General features: G+C 50.1%; 16 protein-coding genes. 6 read left to right on the forward strand and 10 right to left on the reverse strand.

Translation table 11 applies throughout. From position 1 onward, the window contains the following. Window positions 1-2 precede the first annotated feature (2 nt). Window positions 3-1,220 (forward strand): sugar metabolism global transcriptional regulator Mlc, encoded by a 1,218-nt coding sequence (mlc, locus tag AC3ISQ_RS10795; RefSeq protein WP_489353058.1) that lies wholly within the window; start codon window positions 3-5, stop codon window positions 1,218-1,220. Between the two features lie 142 nt (window positions 1,221-1,362). Then, on the forward strand, window positions 1,363-2,037 hold the full coding sequence (gene bioD, locus AC3ISQ_RS10800) for a dethiobiotin synthase (protein ID WP_489353060.1): 675 nt from the start codon (window positions 1,363-1,365) through the stop codon (window positions 2,035-2,037). Here the strand turns inward: bioD and clcB are convergent. Both clcB and AC3ISQ_RS10810 read right to left on the reverse strand, forming a co-directional pair. Beyond that, complete coding sequence (gene clcB / locus AC3ISQ_RS10805; RefSeq protein WP_489353062.1) at window positions 2,034-3,314, reverse strand: voltage-gated ClC-type chloride channel ClcB; 1,281 nt, start codon at window positions 3,312-3,314, stop codon at window positions 2,034-2,036. The two genes, bioD and clcB, sit on opposite strands and share 4 nt — an antisense overlap. A gap of 101 nt (window positions 3,315-3,415) precedes the next feature. Next, window positions 3,416-4,768 carry a cytochrome c peroxidase gene (locus AC3ISQ_RS10810; RefSeq protein ID WP_489353064.1) on the reverse strand — a complete coding sequence of 451 codons (1,353 nt, stop codon included), beginning with the start codon at window positions 4,766-4,768 and terminating at the stop codon, window positions 3,416-3,418. A gap of 336 nt (window positions 4,769-5,104) precedes the next feature. Here AC3ISQ_RS10810 and AC3ISQ_RS10815 point away from each other — a divergent pair, with 336 nt between their 5' ends. Continuing rightward, complete coding sequence (locus tag AC3ISQ_RS10815) at window positions 5,105-6,586, forward strand: MDR family MFS transporter (RefSeq protein ID WP_489353065.1); 1,482 nt, start codon at window positions 5,105-5,107, stop codon at window positions 6,584-6,586. Between the two features lie 57 nt (window positions 6,587-6,643). Here the strand turns inward: AC3ISQ_RS10815 and AC3ISQ_RS10820 are convergent, their stop codons facing one another. Continuing rightward, complete coding sequence (locus AC3ISQ_RS10820; RefSeq protein ID WP_489353067.1) at window positions 6,644-6,943, reverse strand: DUF1161 domain-containing protein; 300 nt, start codon at window positions 6,941-6,943, stop codon at window positions 6,644-6,646. 69 nt (window positions 6,944-7,012) lie between these two features. Beyond that, complete coding sequence (locus tag AC3ISQ_RS10825; protein ID WP_489353068.1) at window positions 7,013-7,381, reverse strand: DUF1283 family protein; 369 nt, start codon at window positions 7,379-7,381, stop codon at window positions 7,013-7,015. A gap of 131 nt (window positions 7,382-7,512) precedes the next feature. On the opposite strand from AC3ISQ_RS10825, the gene AC3ISQ_RS10830 reads away from it, so the two are divergent. Next, window positions 7,513-7,839: a YnfA family protein gene (locus AC3ISQ_RS10830; protein WP_489353070.1), complete on the forward strand. Its 327-nt coding sequence runs from the start codon at window positions 7,513-7,515 to the stop codon at window positions 7,837-7,839. Between the two features lie 32 nt (window positions 7,840-7,871). On the opposite strand, the gene ydfG is transcribed toward AC3ISQ_RS10830, so the two are convergent. Both ydfG and AC3ISQ_RS10840 read right to left on the reverse strand, forming a co-directional pair. Then, window positions 7,872-8,621 carry a bifunctional NADP-dependent 3-hydroxy acid dehydrogenase/3-hydroxypropionate dehydrogenase YdfG gene (gene ydfG / locus AC3ISQ_RS10835; RefSeq protein ID WP_489353071.1) on the reverse strand — a complete coding sequence of 250 codons (750 nt, stop codon included), beginning with the start codon at window positions 8,619-8,621 and terminating at the stop codon, window positions 7,872-7,874. Between the two features lie 35 nt (window positions 8,622-8,656). Next, window positions 8,657-9,184 carry a GNAT family N-acetyltransferase gene (locus AC3ISQ_RS10840; protein ID WP_489353073.1) on the reverse strand — a complete coding sequence of 176 codons (528 nt, stop codon included), beginning with the start codon at window positions 9,182-9,184 and terminating at the stop codon, window positions 8,657-8,659. Window positions 9,185-9,382: 198 nt separating this feature from the next. Here AC3ISQ_RS10840 and dcp point away from each other — a divergent pair, with 198 nt between their 5' ends. Beyond that, window positions 9,383-11,563 (forward strand): peptidyl-dipeptidase Dcp, encoded by a 2,181-nt coding sequence (gene dcp, locus AC3ISQ_RS10845; RefSeq protein WP_489353075.1) that lies wholly within the window; start codon window positions 9,383-9,385, stop codon window positions 11,561-11,563. Window positions 11,564-11,614: 51 nt separating this feature from the next. Here dcp and nudI read toward each other — a convergent pair whose 3' ends face one another. The 4 genes from nudI to AC3ISQ_RS10865 all read right to left on the reverse strand — a co-directional run bounded on the left by nudI (window position 11,615) and on the right by AC3ISQ_RS10865 (window position 13,808). Beyond that, a complete protein-coding gene (gene nudI / locus AC3ISQ_RS10850; RefSeq protein WP_489346357.1) occupies window positions 11,615-12,043 on the reverse strand; it encodes a nucleoside triphosphatase NudI in 429 nt (142 codons plus the stop codon). Window positions 12,044-12,128: 85 nt separating this feature from the next. Continuing rightward, the gene (locus tag AC3ISQ_RS10855) at window positions 12,129-12,686 is read right to left on the reverse strand and encodes a helix-turn-helix transcriptional regulator (RefSeq protein WP_489346359.1); all 558 of its coding nucleotides are present in this window, start codon (window positions 12,684-12,686) and stop codon (window positions 12,129-12,131) included. A gap of 238 nt (window positions 12,687-12,924) precedes the next feature. Next, window positions 12,925-13,461 carry an SRPBCC family protein gene (locus AC3ISQ_RS10860; protein ID WP_489346361.1) on the reverse strand — a complete coding sequence of 179 codons (537 nt, stop codon included), beginning with the start codon at window positions 13,459-13,461 and terminating at the stop codon, window positions 12,925-12,927. Further along, window positions 13,458-13,808: an ArsR/SmtB family transcription factor gene (locus AC3ISQ_RS10865; protein ID WP_489346363.1), complete on the reverse strand. Its 351-nt coding sequence runs from the start codon at window positions 13,806-13,808 to the stop codon at window positions 13,458-13,460. Before AC3ISQ_RS10865 ends, AC3ISQ_RS10860 begins: the two co-directional genes overlap by 4 nt. Window positions 13,809-13,975: 167 nt before the next feature. On the opposite strand from AC3ISQ_RS10865, the gene AC3ISQ_RS10870 reads away from it, so the two are divergent. Next, window positions 13,976-14,941, forward strand: coding sequence for a DMT family transporter (locus AC3ISQ_RS10870; protein ID WP_489346365.1), 966 nt, complete (start codon window positions 13,976-13,978; stop codon window positions 14,939-14,941). Window positions 14,942-14,965 lie beyond the last annotated feature (24 nt).

The raw sequence follows: 14,965 nt of genomic DNA on the forward strand, positions 1-14,965 counted from the left end.
TTGTGATTTCGGATGGGCAGCCTGGGCATATTGATCAAATCAAGCAAACAAATGCAGGGGCAGTTTATCGGTTGATCGATCAACTGGGCCCGATTTCGCGCATCGAACTGTCCAAACGCGCTCAGTTAGCTCCTGCCAGTATCACCAAAATCGTGCGGGAGCTGCTAGAAGCCCATCTAGTTAAAGAAACCGAGTATCAAGAAGTCGGCAGCCGTGGCCGCCCAGCGGTGGGTTTAGTACTGGATACCGAAGCTTGGCATTACCTTTCCGCCCGCATCAGCCGTGGCACTATCACCTTAGCGCTACGCGATCTCAGCAGCAAATTAGTGGTGGAAGAATTACTCCCACTGGATGCCGAACATCCAGAACCGCTGCTAAAACGCATCATCAATGAAATCGATCAGTTCTTTATCCGCCATCAAAGCAAGTTAGAACGGCTCACCGCTATCGCCATCACGCTGCCAGGGATGATTAACGTTGCCTCTGGCGTGGTGCAACGAATGCCATTCTACGACGTCGAAGATATGGCGCTCGGTGCCGAACTGGAAAACCATACTGGCTTGCCGGTGTATCTGCAAAACGACATCAGCGCTTGGACAATGGCGGAAGCGCTCTACGGCGCGTCACGCGGTTGTAAGAACGTGATTCAGGTAGTGATTGATCACAACGTTGGCGCTGGAGTGATCACTGGTGGGCGCGTATTACATGCGGGTAACGGCAGCGTGGTGGAGATTGGTCATACGCAGGTTGATCCTTACGGTAAGCGTTGTTATTGCGGTAATCATGGTTGTTTGGAAACGGTCGCCAGCATTGAAAATATGCTGGAAATTGCCCAGCAGCGGCTCAGTAGTTCGATGAGTTCCAGCTTGCATCATGCACCGTTGACGCTAGATTCTTTGTGCGATGCGGCGCTAAATGGCGATCAACTGGCCAAGGACATCATTCTTGGCGTAGGGCATAGCGTGGGGCGGATTTTGGCGATCATGGTCAACTTGTTCAACCCAGAAAAAATCCTAGTCGGCTCACCGCTTAACCGCGCCGCCAGTATTCTCCATCCAGCGATTGTTTCCTGCATTCAGCAGCAATCATTGCCCGCTTATAGCGAACAATTACAAGTTGAATCGACCCAGTTCTTTAACCAAGGCACCATGCCGGGTGCGGCGTTGGTGAAAGAAGCGTTGTATAACGGTTCTTTGCTCGTGAAGTTGTTACAAGGTTAATGTTGAAACTAATTACTATTTAGCGACAAAAGATTGAGCTACCTCAAGCCCCAAAACCCACGCATCCCCTAGACTTTTCTCGGTTCCACCTCTCATCGTCACTGGTTCGACGATACCTCTAGTATTTCAGGGCATTTAATTCATGTTAAAGCGTTTATTTGTTACAGGAACGGATACCGATGTTGGTAAGACCGTAGTTTCTCGCGCATTGTTGCAGGCTTTTGCTGCACAAGGTCGTTCTGCGGTGGGCTACAAGCCGGTCGCGGTTCGCTGCCAAGAAACCAACGACGGCCTGCGCAATAAAGACGCTCTGGTGTTACAAGCTTCGTCCACCTTGCCGTTGTCTTATGATGAAGTGAACCCGATCACCTGCATGAACGAAGTCTTTCACGCCGACACAACACAAGACATCAATTACAGCCGGATGAGCAGCGGTTTGCAGCACTTGAGCGACAAGGCTGAAACCGTAGTGGTCGAGGGTAGTGGTGGCTGGCGAGTACTGATGAGCGATCTACGCCCTTATGCGGAATGGGTGGTGCAGGAGCAGTTGCCGGTGGTGTTGGTGGTGGGGATCAAACTGGGTTGCGTCAGCCACGCGCTGTTAACCGCCCAAGCGGTGATTAACGACGGTTTGCCATTGCTGGGCTGGGTCGCTAACCGTATCAACCCCGGATTGGCTCATTACGCTGAAACCATTGAAGCCTTACAGCAGCGTATCCCAGCGCCGATGCTGGGTGAGCTCCCTTATTTGCCGCGTCCTGAACAGCGAGAGTTGGCGCGCTATTTGGACATTTCCACGTTACTCGAGCGCAGCTAGGCATTGTGATAAACCGAAACTGAGCGTAATCCGCGTGAAACGGTCGTGGCGATCACACAGGCTAACAAGATACCGGGCAGCAAGGTGTATTCACCGGTCATTTCAAACACCATTAATGCTGCCATGATGGGGGCATGAGTGGTGGCAGCGAGTAATGTCGCCATACCGGTCAGCGCCATCAGTATGGGAATGGCGCTACCCAATTCTGGCCAGTATCCACAAATTTGTCCCACCAGTGAACCCAGCGCAGCGCCGACGAACAGCGTCGGCGTGAATACCCCGCCGGGAGCGCCGGAGCCACTACTGGCCAATACTGCCAGCAATTTGCAGATCAAAATCGCGGCTACTAACAACACGCCCGGCGGCGCAGTAAGCAGTGATTGCACCACGCTGTAACCGTTACCCCAAACCTCTGGGAACAACAGCGACAGCAAACCCACGATCAAACCGCCGAGTGCCAGTTGCAGCGGCGGTGGGAGTCGCAAAGAACGAAACGCATTGCCCGTCGCCGTCATCCCCCACAAGAACAATGGCCCACAAACGCCGGCCAAAACACCGAGTATTGCCATCAACAAATACTGTACTGGCCAGGGGGCCGGTAAAGGTTCAACGATATACAGCGGTGCTTGGCCGCCGTTGAGCAGGTTGGTGACGAGTAACGCGCTGACGGCGGCGATCACCACTGGCCCTAAAGACGCCAACATCAAAGTCCCGAACAGGATTTCGGCAATAAACAAGCTGCCTGCCAATGGGGCATGGTAAGCGCTAGCCATACCGGCCGCAGCACCGCAAGCGACCCACAACTTCCACTCTTTTTCACGGGTAAAGCGTTGGGCGAATACTGAGGCTACCAACGCTGCTAACAGGATCATCGCACCTTCACGCCCAATGGCGCTACCGCTGGAAACTACCACCAAAGAAGCCAGACATTTCACCAAGCTCGCGCTGACGTCCAAGCGCCCATCCCCAGTTTCTATCGCCTCCATATAATCGGTGGGCGCGGCAGGGCGTTGATGTTGGTAACGTTGATACATCCACAGTAAAAAACCGGCGATCAATCCGCCTAATGCCGGCGTTAACGCGCGTCGCCATCCCGGTAACGCGGCGGCGGCAGCAACCAGACTGCCGCTGGAGTGATCAAGCAGCAGCCATTCCAACCCCAGCATCGCACGATGAAACAGCCAAACCACCATTGCCGCGGCAATGCCAAGAAAAATGGCAATAAACAAGCGGCGTAGCAGGGCGCGATAGTGGCGCAGGTGAACCAGTCGTTTCATACGTTGCTCTGCTGATGTGGAGTTTGTGGGGTATTTTGCGATGGTAATCCAATGAAAACCAGCGGATCTTTATCGATCCACCGGTTTGTGTGGTGCGGAGATTAATTTATCATGGATTCTGGCTGATATTTACCGCTCATGCTTTCCAGCAATGCGACCAAATCATCCACATCGCTGTCTGACAATCTCACACCGACCTGATATTTCAGCATATTGACCGTGGCTTTCCGCAGGGTGTCGACCTTGCCATCGTGGAAATACGGCCCGGTTTCCGCCACGTTGCGTAAGGTTGGCGTCTTGAAACGATAGCGGTCGGCTTCATTTTTTGTGACGTTGTAACGGCCAAGATCGACCTCGGTTGGATTACCACGATCGGCAAAGTAGTCAGCTTTCAGTCCCATCACTTCATAAGATTGTCCGCCTAGGTTAGTACCAGCGTGACAAGTCCCGCATTTGTTCTGTTGGAACAGTTTATAACCGTGTTGCTGCTGTGCGGTTAGGGCAGTTTTATCGCCTTTCAGATAACGGTCGAATGGGCTATCCGGTGTGAGTAGCGTTTTTTCAAATTCGGCGATGGCATCGGTAATATTGTCACCACTGAATCCATCGGCATAAACCTTACGGAAATCGGCTTTCAAACTGGCATCTTTATCGAGTTTACCGATGATTTCGTCCCATGAAGTGGAAGCCATCTCGATCGGGTTCATCGGTGGGCCACCGGCCTGTGCTTGCAAATCTGCAGCTCGTCCATCCCAAAATTGAGACATATTGAGCGCGGCGTTAAACACTGTTGGGGCGTTGATCGGCCCGACTTGACCACCGACACCCAGTGACGTTGGACGACCATCGACACCGCCAGCGCCTAATTGGTGGCAGTTAGCGCAGGAGATGCTGTTATCGCTCGATAGGCGCGGATCGTGGTACAGCCGGAAACCGAGAGCCACTTTTTGTCGATCGGTTGGTAATGAGGCAGGCAGCGGTTGCAACGCCTGACCATCGGTGTAGGAGTAATATTGCTCACGTTGCTGACGAATCCAATCCAGCAGCGTTTGCCGATCAGTGGTGCTGATGTTGCCTGCCCAATGTAGCGCTTTGTAACGCAGTGGCGGCATTTCACCGCTTTGCAGTGTGGCTTCCATTTTTGCTAGATCTACTTCCGGTACCGCCTTTTGTTGTTGCAAGGCTTGCTTTGTGGCGTCTAGGTTGAAATGCTTTAGGCCAGTCTGGATATCAGAATCCATCAGTTGCTTAGCAATCGGGAGTTTGGCATAGAACGGTAATGGGGTTGAGGGGGTATGGCAGTAATCACAGCCATATTTATCTAACAGCGGGCTGATAGAATTATTAGTGCTAGTTGTTATTCTTTGCTGATCATAATAGTGCGCGTAACCGACAAAACCCAGATAACCTGCGATAGCAACTATCGCACAGCCTAATATTATTTTTTTAATCATGGTCTCGCTCCAGTGAGTTTGGTTTCCAATAACGTTGTTCCTGATATTTCCAGATGAAAAACAAACGAATTCTCCAGGTAAACAACGGTAAACCACTTGATAGGAATCAATAATTTTCATTGAGTAATCCTATCGTTTAGATAGGTTATAACGATGTGGGGGAATATCGTGCTTCATCGATGGGTTTTCAGAAAATGCGTAGGTGTTCTGTTGTCATAATGTTCAAAAGGTGCTGTTTTTGTGAGTAAAAGTGTCTTCCTCGGTTTTCGGAACATCGTACTTCAACTCGGCTGATATACTTTGCGGGGAATAAAAAGCGGACAATTAGACGATATTATGAATACTGAAACATTATCTCCACCAATAGCTCATCGCCCATTGATTCTGATCGCCTGTATGTTGGCGATGTTTATGTCAGCGATTGAAGCCACCATAGTTGCCACGGCGATGCCAACCATTATTGGTGATCTCGGCGGTTTTCCTCTGTTGGGTTGGGTATTTGCGGTTTATTTATTGTCGCAAGCGATCACCATTCCTATTTATGGTCGTTTGGCCGATTTATTTGGCCGTAAACGCATTTTCTTCTTTGGTGCCTCGCTATTTTTGCTGGGTTCTGTTCTGTGCGGTTTCTCGCCCAATATGTACTGGTTAATTGGTTTTCGATTATTACAGGGGCTAGGTGCAGGGGCGATTATGCCGATTGCCACCACCATTATTGGAGATATTTACAGCACCACCGAACGCCCAAAAGTGATGGGCTATCTCTCTAGTGTTTGGGGTGTTTCGGCGATTATCGGCCCACTGTTAGGGGCGTTTATCGTTCAGCACCTACCGTGGGCACTGGTGTTTTGGGTTAATTTACCGATCGGACTGTTGGCGATGTGGTTCTTGTGGCGTTACTTGCCAGCCCAACAACAGGTGCGTAAACACGCGCTAGATCTGGCGGGGACGCTGTGGTTAACGCTGTTTGTCACCGCGTTATTGTTGTCGCTGTTACAAGCGGAAAATTTCGGATGGTGGGTGCTGCCGTTATTGCTGGTTGCGCTTTTCTCGCTATGTTTGCTGATTCGGCAGGAACGCCGCACACCGGAACCGTTATTCCCACTGGCGCTTTGGCAAAGCCGGGTGATTGTCGCCGGTAATATCGGCGGCATCGTCATTGGTGCGGCGATGATGGGGATTAGCGCTTTCTTACCGACCTTTATTCAGGGCGTGATGGGCGGAACGCCGCTGGAAGCGGGCACGACTTTGGCGTTGATGTCGCTGGGCTGGCCATTGGCGAGTACCTTGAGCGGCCGTTTGATGTTCATGACGTCATACCGCACTACGGCGCTGTTGGGCTCGCTGCTGCTGATTGTTGGCAGCCTGATTCTACTGTTATTGCAGCCGGTAGGCGGTTTGCTGTGGGGACGTGTGGCGGCCTTTATGATCGGCGCAGGGATGGGGCTATGTAACACCACGTTCCTCGTTTCGGTACAAAATGCGGCGCATTACAGCATTCGTGGCATTGCTACAGCTTCGACGGTATTTACCCGCATGATGGGGTCGGCTATTGGTACCGCAATTTTGGGCGCCACGTTGAATTTGAACCTGCAACTGCGTTTACCGCAAACTGACGATCCGGTGCAGCAATTAATGACCTCTTCGGCACGTGAAAGCATGTCGGCCGATGCATTAGCTTATCTGACACACAACGTTGCCGCTTCTTTGCATTGGGTATTTATGGTTTCTGCGTTGCTCTCGCTATTTGCTTTGGCCGCAGCGATGTTGATTCCTGCCAAACACAGCCCGCGGACAGAAGAGGCAGAACGGGTTTAAAGGCCGAACAGGTTTTAAATAATAGTGGGGCGTCGGCAATGGCGCCCCGAAAAAGGTTTACTGTGGGGATGTCGTGTCTTGGCTAGTACCAGTTTGTGCTGAGTCAGCACGGTCATCGCCATTATTCAGACGGGTATACACGATTTTCTGGGTATCGTTTTCACAGTGCCCAACCACTTGACCACCGGCTTGATCGGCCTGATCATTAGGTACGATATCCAGCTTGAAACCCGACTCAGGTACGCCGTTGTTGATGATTTTTTGCGAAATTTCCGCTTTGACGCTCTCGCACGAAGCCAGCGCCGCCAAAGGTGCACCAGTCAACAAAATTGTCGCGAAAATAAGTATCTTTTTCATCACATCGTCCTTCTTTCACTAATAAACTTCTTCTATAAGAATAGTCGTCACCGCCCAATGGCGTGGGGATTAGGGATTAATCCGACGACCTGTCTGGCGATCTAAACACTTGCGTGTCGTAGGCTCCCAGTAAGCGTTGACGTTTTGGCTGTCGTTGCATCGGTCTTCGTCATCAATGCCTTTATCAACTTTATCGAACTCTTTCTCTACGCGGGTATTCACTTTACTGCGCAAGGCGTTGGTTTCGTTCCATTGTTCTTTGCTTTGGCGAGCCGCCTCAGTGCTCATCGCGCCGCTATTGCTACCGTCAACGGTGACGCAGGTGCTGCCCTGTGTGCAGCTAGCCGCCATTGCTGGAGCTTGCCAAGCCGCCAGTAATACGAGGGTAGCGACTGGCAGCATCCGGCGAAGCAGTCGAGTGAGGGAAAGGGATTTCATCGTTTCGTCCTTATGTTAATGTTGCGAACCTGTTGGCAACGTTGACAATACTGCGGCTCAATATACCATCGCGCTTTCCTGATGTGCCAGTAAACCGAGGCGTTCGTTTAATTGACTGAGAGAAAAGACCCATGCTAAAGACCACTTTACTCTTTTTCGCCACGGCTTTGGCGGAGATTATCGGGTGTTTCCTGCCTTATCTGTGGTTGAAAAAAGGGGGCAGCGTTTGGTTGTTGTTACCGGCAGTCGCGAGTTTAATGATGTTTGTCTGGTTGTTGACGCTGCATCCAGCGGCCAGTGGACGTGTGTACGCCGCTTACGGTGGCGTTTATGTCGCGACGGCGTTGTTGTGGTTGCGGGTGGTCGATGGGGTAAAACTGTCGATGTTCGATTGGCTAGGTGCCGCAGTGGCTCTGGCAGGAATGTTGATCATCGTGTCAGGATGGCGCGCAGCTTAATTTAGGGTATAGAAGCCACGCGCCAGAAACCATTAAGACTCGCGGTGAATATTCAACCCCGCGAATGACTGGCTGACAGGCATTATTTCCAACGTATTGATGTTGACGTGGGCTGGTAGTGTTGCCACCCAGAATACCGACTCGGCGATATCTTCTGGCGTTAATGCATTGGCGCCCTGATAGGTTTTATCGACCTTGTTATCATCACCTTTGAAACGCACGTTGGAGAACTCGGTGCCACCGACCAGACCGGGTTCAATATCGGTCACACGAAGGCGAGTGCCGTGCAAATCGGCACGTAACCCCAAGCTGAACTGACGCACAAAGGCTTTCGTTGCGCCATAGACGTTACCACCAGCATAAGGCCAGTTAGCCGCGCAGGAGCCAATGTTGATCACATGCCCAATGTTGCGTTCAACCATTGCTGGCAGCAGGGCGCGAGTCATGTTCACCAGACCTTTGGTATTGGTGTCGATCATGGTTTCCCAATCGTCAGCATTGGCTCTATGCGCAGGTTCCAATCCCAAGGCAAGACCGGCGTTGTTAACTAACACGTCGATCTGGCGCAGATCAGCGGGCAACTCATCAACCACTTGCTGAATGGCCGCACGGTTACGCACATCCAAACGTACAATGTGCAATGCATCGCCCAATTCACTTTTCAATTCTTCTAGGCGTTCAACACGACGTCCACTGGCGATCACCTGATGACCCGCCTGAATAAATTTACGTGTAATGGCCTCACCAAACCCGGAGGTGGCACCGGTGACAAAAATAATCATCTATTGTTCCTCGTCTATTAACCCACGAATTAAGGTTATTCTACTGCGATGATTGGTACGTGGTATACCACACAATCATATTTTGGATGTTCCCGTTGCCCGCTGACGATACCGCCGAGCGACTCAGCAATATGGCGGCTGGCGGTATTTTGTTTGGCGACCGGGTAAATAAAGTGTTGCGGGTGATAACGCTCACTGGCCCACTCCGCCATAGTGCGGACGAATTCGCTGCCATATCCTTGGCCGTGTAAGGATTCGGCGATCCAAATGCCCAGCTCTGGTGTGTGACTACGCAAATCATGCACGCCGCCCAAACCAACAAATTGCTTTGTATCGCGCAAACGTGCGACAAAAACCACTTCTTCTCCCTCACGGATCAGTGGCAACCAAGCTTGCCACACTTCGGCAAAAGCTTCTGCTGACACCGATGGTTCAAAATTCATAAACCGTGTCAATGTAGGGGTGATCGCTTGATAAGCGTCGTTGGCATCTGCTGCGGTAAAAGTGGCGATCGACAACCGTTTGCTACTCAAGCGGCACTGAGAAAGGTCACTGTGAATCATTATTATTACCTCGCTTTTCAGGCCTATAACGTCAAAAATCCGCCAGACAAAAAACAGGGCGGATCATCGATATTACGTTGATTAGCGATAGAAGCGATTTATTTTTAGTATTTTGCTGTATTCGCTAACTAGATCTAAGCTCTCTGTGGTCACAGAGAACGCTCTGTCCCACTTTAAACATGGAGGAGTTTCAAATTGATGCGTTTATCTACACTCGTTCTGGCAATCGGCATGGCGCTGAGTGCCCAGGCGGAAGAAAGCAAGACCACGCTGAGCGTGGCAGGTCAGATCAAGGAGGCCGATGTGAGCGCCGATTCCAACAATAAAAAGAGCGAAAATCCGTTCTTTGTCGTGAGCCCACTGCCGTTCCAAGCTCCGCAGTTTAATTCTTTCAAAGAAAGTGACTACGCCCCGGCGATCGCCGCAGGTATCCAGCAGAAATTGACTGAAGTTGAAAAAATCGCCGATAACCCGGCCAAGCCGACCTTCGATAATACGGTGGTGGCATTGGAAAGAACGGGCGCATTGCTGACGCGTGTTATCAATGTGTTCGGTGCCATGACTTCTGCCAATACCAGCGATGCGTTGCAAAAACTGGATGAGGAAACTTCACCAAAACTGGCGGCGATGAATGATTCCATCATGCTGAACAGTGAACTGTTTGCGCGGATTAAAACCCTTTATCAGCAACGTGAACAGCTCAAACTGGATTCTGAATCGCAACGTTTGTTAGAAGTGACTTATCAGAACTTCGAGTTGGCCGGTGCCAATCTGTCCGATGCCGATAAAGACAAACTGAAAGCGCTGAATCAAGAAGCAGCAACGCTGAGCACTCAGTTCACCAACAAACTGTTGGCAGCGGGTAAAGACGGCGCATTGGCGATTACCGACTCAAGCAAACTGGATGGTTTGTCTGAAGGGGAATTGGCCGCTGCCGCGCAGGCTGCCAGTGAACGTAAGCTGGATAAACAGTGGTTGTTAGTGCTGCAAAACACCACTCAGCAACCGAGTTTGCAAAGTTTGAAAGACCGGGCAACTCGTCAAGCATTGTTCGAAGCGTCGATTAATCGGGCCGAAAAAAGCGATGCCAACGATACTCGTCAGACGATTGCGCGTTTAGCCAAAATCCGTGCGGAACAAGCTAAACTGTTGGGCTTCCCAACTTACGCCGCTTGGAAACTGCAAAACCAGATGGCGAAAAAGCCAGACGACGCACTGAAGTTTATGCGTGATATCGTGCCTGCGGCAACGGATCGTGCCAAACGTGAAGCGGCGGATATCCAAGCGGTAATCGATCAACAGCAGGGCGGTTTTAAAGTAGAAGCTTGGGATTGGCAGTTCTACGCCGAGCAGGTGCGTAAAGCGAAATACTCGCTGGATGAGTCGCAGATCAAACCTTACTTCGAACTGAATAACGTCCTGAATAACGGCGTATTTTATGCCGCTAATCTGCTGTACGGTATCAGTTTTAAAGAACGTAAGGACATCCCGGTTTATCAACCTGATGTACGTGTTTACGAGGTGTTCGATAAAGACGGTAAATCACTGGCATTGTTCTATACCGACTTCTTTAAGCGGGATAACAAAGGTGGTGGCGCATGGATGAGCAACTTCGTCGAGCAATCGAAGCTTAACGGCACCAAACCGGTAATTTATAACGTATCCAATTTCACTAAACCAGCGGCAGGGCAACCGGCATTGCTGTCGTATGACGATGTGATCACTATGTTCCATGAGTTCGGTCATGCGTTGCACGGTATGTTTGCCGATCAACAGTACCCAAGTTTGTCTGGCACCAATACTGCCCGTGACTTTGTCGAATTCCCATCTCAATTTAACGAACATTGGGCCAGCGATCCTAAAGTGTTTGCCCATTTCGCCAAGCACTATCAAACCGGTGCCGCCATGCCGCAAGCATTGGTGGATAAAATCAAGCAGGCTGATAAGTTCAACAAAGGTTATGACATGACCGAACTGTTGGCTGCGGCGTTGCTGGATATGCGTTGGCACATGCTAACGGCCGATCAACCCCAGCAGGATGTGGATAAATTTGAAGCCGAGTCGCTGCAAAAAGACAAGGTGGATCTCAGCTACGTGCCACCGCGTTACCGTTCTAGCTATTTCCAGCATATTTGGGGGAATGGTTACGCGGCAGGTTATTACGCCTATTTGTGGACGCAAATGTTGGCGGATGATGCCTTCCAGTGGTTTGTTGATCACGGTGGTCTGACGGCAGAAAACGGCCAGATATTCCGCGACAAAGTGTTGTCACGCGGAAACAGTGAAGATCTGGAAAAACTGTATGTGGATTGGCGCGGGAAGGAGCCTAGCATCGAACCGATGTTGATCAATCGTGGTTTGAAAGACGACGCTAAATAAGTCTGTAGGGCGCGATAGTTTTCGCGCCCTGATAATTTATGCCAACAAAATTTATACCAACAAACCCCGGTGACGCAGCGTCTGCTGAGTCGCTTCATTGATATCGTAAAGATGAAAATCGGCCGGTTTCACCCATGCAAAACTCTCGAATTCATCATTGATCATGACGTCGCGGTTGGCGGCATGGCAATCATAAATCAGGTAGATCATATACAGCTGTTCTTTGCTGCCGTCGGCATAGGTTTTCACTCGGATATCATCACTGAATGTCCAAGGTGTGATGCGATCCAATACCAGTTGGCTCCCCAATTCTTCACTGACTTCGCGACGTAAAGCCTGCTCAATGGTTTCGCCCGGTTCAACACCACCGCCGGAAAGAGCCCATTGCCCTGGAAATACGCCTTTATGTGCCGACATCTTGCACAGTAAATAGGCTCCATCATTTTCGATCAACGGACAGACAATCACTCGTTGGCGCATTTGAACTCCTTTTAGCCGGATAAATAAGGTCGGATTCCCCTAATATACTGCTTGGAATCGGGAAGGTCATGGCGAAATTGAGTTTTTACCGCTTGGAATATTCTGCCGCGTGTTTCTCGTGCAAGATATAGCTATAGAGGTTTCTAACATGCGAAACCCCCAGTTTGGCGGCGATGCTGCGTTGATGGGTGTAGACGGTTTTACGGTTCATTGTCAAACAGTTAGATATTTGCGCCACGGTCTTTTTTTGCCACATTTGTAAATAAACCTGCTGCTCGCGTAAGGTCAACACCAATTTTTTCTGTTGTCTTTCCACCAGCATTTTCGCTCTATTGAGACAAATCTGTTCAGGCGAAGGGGAATCTAAACGACTAACCCATTCATCCAATGCTTGGTTAGGATCAAAGCATGTTGTTTTAGGAAGTCCGGCGTTTTTAGCAAACTCTTCTGTACCCACCAAAATAAGCGGTTGGCGCTGATAATTGTAAGGTAAATATCTGAGTGTATGCGCCAAATCTTTTATGGTTCTCATTTGTCGCGTATCGATAAATATATGTGCTGGGTTGTTTGGTGTAGGTGAATAAATGGTTTCTATTGCTGAGGAAAGGTATTGGCAATGACTAATGATAACGTTTTTTTTCATGGTATTTATCTAATGAGACCGGTTTGTTTGCCGATTTTGGACAAAATAGCAGATAAAAAAAGAAGGTTGCCCCATAGTGGCGACAACAAAAAAACTACATGACTCATCAGTGAGTCATAACCACAATATAACGTTGGCGATTCGCCGGGTCAGTCAGGTGAGTCTGAAGTCGGGGTGGGAAACGTCTGATAGGAATACCCCTTTGAGCTTTCTATCTCAAAGGGGTATACAACGGCCATTATTTTAATCTGGCCTGATAATCTGTTTGCAACTGACTGAGCGTGGCCCAGAATGGCTGTGGTTGCTGTTCACCCAAACGAGCAAGCAACAGATCCAAATGAATATGCCAACCCCCAGCAACGCTGAGCATCATTTCGCGATCGGCCAAACGGCAATGAGTGACGGTCAGTAATACTTGCTGACCTTGTTCTTTCAGTTCAAAGGTCACGATAGAAGGGCGATCCTGGCCTTTGTCTGACCAAGTAAAACTCAGTGTATGGGGTGGAAAAACGCTGACGATTTTCCCCGGTAGAGTCACTTCACAGGCGCAGTCTTGAAACTGAGGTGGCGGTACGTTGTCTTTGCCCGCCAGCTCAGCATTATGAAAGTGCAATTCTACCGCGCCACTCTCTTTTAACTGCATCTCGCCGGCGGCCAGCCAAGTCGCACGTTTATCCGATTCTGTCAGATAGGCCCAAACGCGTTCGAGAGGCCCCGGTAACAGGCGCTGGATGCGTAATGTTCCAGATTCAATTTTTATACCGTAATCGTTCATGTTTCATTCCTCGTAGGGAGATCGGGCTGTTGCAACACTTGCTCCAGCGCATCCAGCCGTTGATTCCAGAAATGTTCATAGGCTTGCAGCCATTGCATGGCCTGCGCCATCGGCTCAGGTTCGAGTCGGCAGATATGGTTTCTTCCTTGCACAGTGCGCTGCACCAGTCCAGCTTGCTCCAGTGCTTTGATGTGCTTGGATGCTCCGGCAAACGACATCTGAAACGGCGCTGCCAATTGACCAATGCTGTGTTCGCCTTCGGCCAAGGTACGCAAAATAGCGCGCCGGGTGGGGTCGGCTAATGCGTGGAAGATGGCGTCTAGCTCTGAGGAAGATAATTTAACCATATGGTTGAATATAGAACAGGATGGCGAATATTCAACCAAATAGTTGAATATTTTTTAGAGGTGCTAAAAATCATCAACTTGACTATGCTATTTGCACCAGAGATGAACTCATTGTCACCCGCATTGCCCCGTTACACTTCCCACATCCATCTGATTGGAGCTAGTTGATGTTTATTGGTGTTATTTTTGCTCTCGCTGCCGGGCTGATGTGGGGACTGATTTTTATCGGGCCGGTATTGATACCGGAATATCCTGCCGCGTTGCAATCGACCGGACGTTATCTGGCGTTTGGTCTGATAGTGTTACCACTGGTTTGGTTTGAACGTCATCGTTTGAAGCAGTTATCTCGTCCTAATTGGATAATGGCGTTGAAGCTGGTCGCCATCGGTAATTTTTTGTATTACTTGTGCTTAGCCAGTGCTATCCAACGTACTGGCGCACCCGTTTCTACCATGATTATCGGCACATTGCCGGTGGTAATAGCGGTGACGGCAAACCTGTTATATGGACAACATGATGGCCGTTTATCATGGCGAAAATTAGCACCCGCACTGCTATTGATCGCCATTGGCTTGGTTTGCGTCAATATTGCCGAATTGCACAGCAATCATGCACCATTAGATTGGTGGCGCTACGTTGGTGGTCTAGGACTGGCAGTATTGGCAGTAGGTTGTTGGACTTGGTATCCATTACGTAACGCCCGTTGGCTACGGGAAAACCCAAACCTACGTCCTAGTACTTGGGCAGCGGCGCAGGGAGTAGCGACCCTACCGTTGGCGTTACTGGGTTATTTGGTAGTGTGTGGTCAATTAGCATTAACTCAACCCACCTTCGCTTTACCCTTTGGCCCACGGCCTGAAGTCTTTATTCCTTTGATGCTCGCCATCGGTATTTTGTGTTCATGGGTAGGAACCCTATGCTGGAATGAAGCCAGCCAGCGTTTGCCGACGGTGTTACTGGGGCCATTGATTGTATTCGAAACGCTTTCAGGCTTGGCTTATACCTTTATGCTGCGCCAAGCGTGGCCACCATTACTAACTTCACTGGGGATTATCTGTCTGGTAGTAGGGGTAATTACTGCGGTGCGTATCAAACCACAACCGGTGGTGGTGGCATTAACTGCGGAGAAATAATCCCCGCTACACAAGGTGGCGGGG

It is taken from the genome of Serratia sp. KH_031 (genome assembly GCF_057839655.1).

Coding starts and splice junctions, on each gene's coding strand:
- AC3ISQ_RS10860 (WP_489346361.1), bottom strand. CDS start 13,461: ATGAACGATTACGGTATAAAAATTGAATCTGGAACATTACGCATCCAG.
- bioD (WP_489353060.1), top strand. CDS start 1,363: ATGTTAAAGCGTTTATTTGTTACAGGAACGGATACCGATGTTGGTAAG.
- AC3ISQ_RS10865 (WP_489346363.1), bottom strand. CDS start 13,808: ATGGTTAAATTATCTTCCTCAGAGCTAGACGCCATCTTCCACGCATTA.
- AC3ISQ_RS10825 (WP_489353068.1), bottom strand. CDS start 7,381: ATGAAATCCCTTTCCCTCACTCGACTGCTTCGCCGGATGCTGCCAGTC.
- nudI (WP_489346357.1), bottom strand. CDS start 12,043: ATGCGCCAACGAGTGATTGTCTGTCCGTTGATCGAAAATGATGGAGCC.
- AC3ISQ_RS10840 (WP_489353073.1), bottom strand. CDS start 9,184: ATGATTCACAGTGACCTTTCTCAGTGCCGCTTGAGTAGCAAACGGTTG.
- AC3ISQ_RS10830 (WP_489353070.1), top strand. CDS start 7,513: ATGCTAAAGACCACTTTACTCTTTTTCGCCACGGCTTTGGCGGAGATT.
- AC3ISQ_RS10820 (WP_489353067.1), bottom strand. CDS start 6,943: ATGAAAAAGATACTTATTTTCGCGACAATTTTGTTGACTGGTGCACCT.
- clcB (WP_489353062.1), bottom strand. CDS start 3,314: ATGAAACGACTGGTTCACCTGCGCCACTATCGCGCCCTGCTACGCCGC.
- AC3ISQ_RS10810 (WP_489353064.1), bottom strand. CDS start 4,768: ATGATTAAAAAAATAATATTAGGCTGTGCGATAGTTGCTATCGCAGGT.
- ydfG (WP_489353071.1), bottom strand. CDS start 8,621: ATGATTATTTTTGTCACCGGTGCCACCTCCGGGTTTGGTGAGGCCATT.
- dcp (WP_489353075.1), top strand. CDS start 9,383: ATGCGTTTATCTACACTCGTTCTGGCAATCGGCATGGCGCTGAGTGCC.
- AC3ISQ_RS10870 (WP_489346365.1), top strand. CDS start 13,976: ATGTTTATTGGTGTTATTTTTGCTCTCGCTGCCGGGCTGATGTGGGGA.
- AC3ISQ_RS10815 (WP_489353065.1), top strand. CDS start 5,105: ATGAATACTGAAACATTATCTCCACCAATAGCTCATCGCCCATTGATT.
- AC3ISQ_RS10855 (WP_489346359.1), bottom strand. CDS start 12,686: ATGAAAAAAAACGTTATCATTAGTCATTGCCAATACCTTTCCTCAGCA.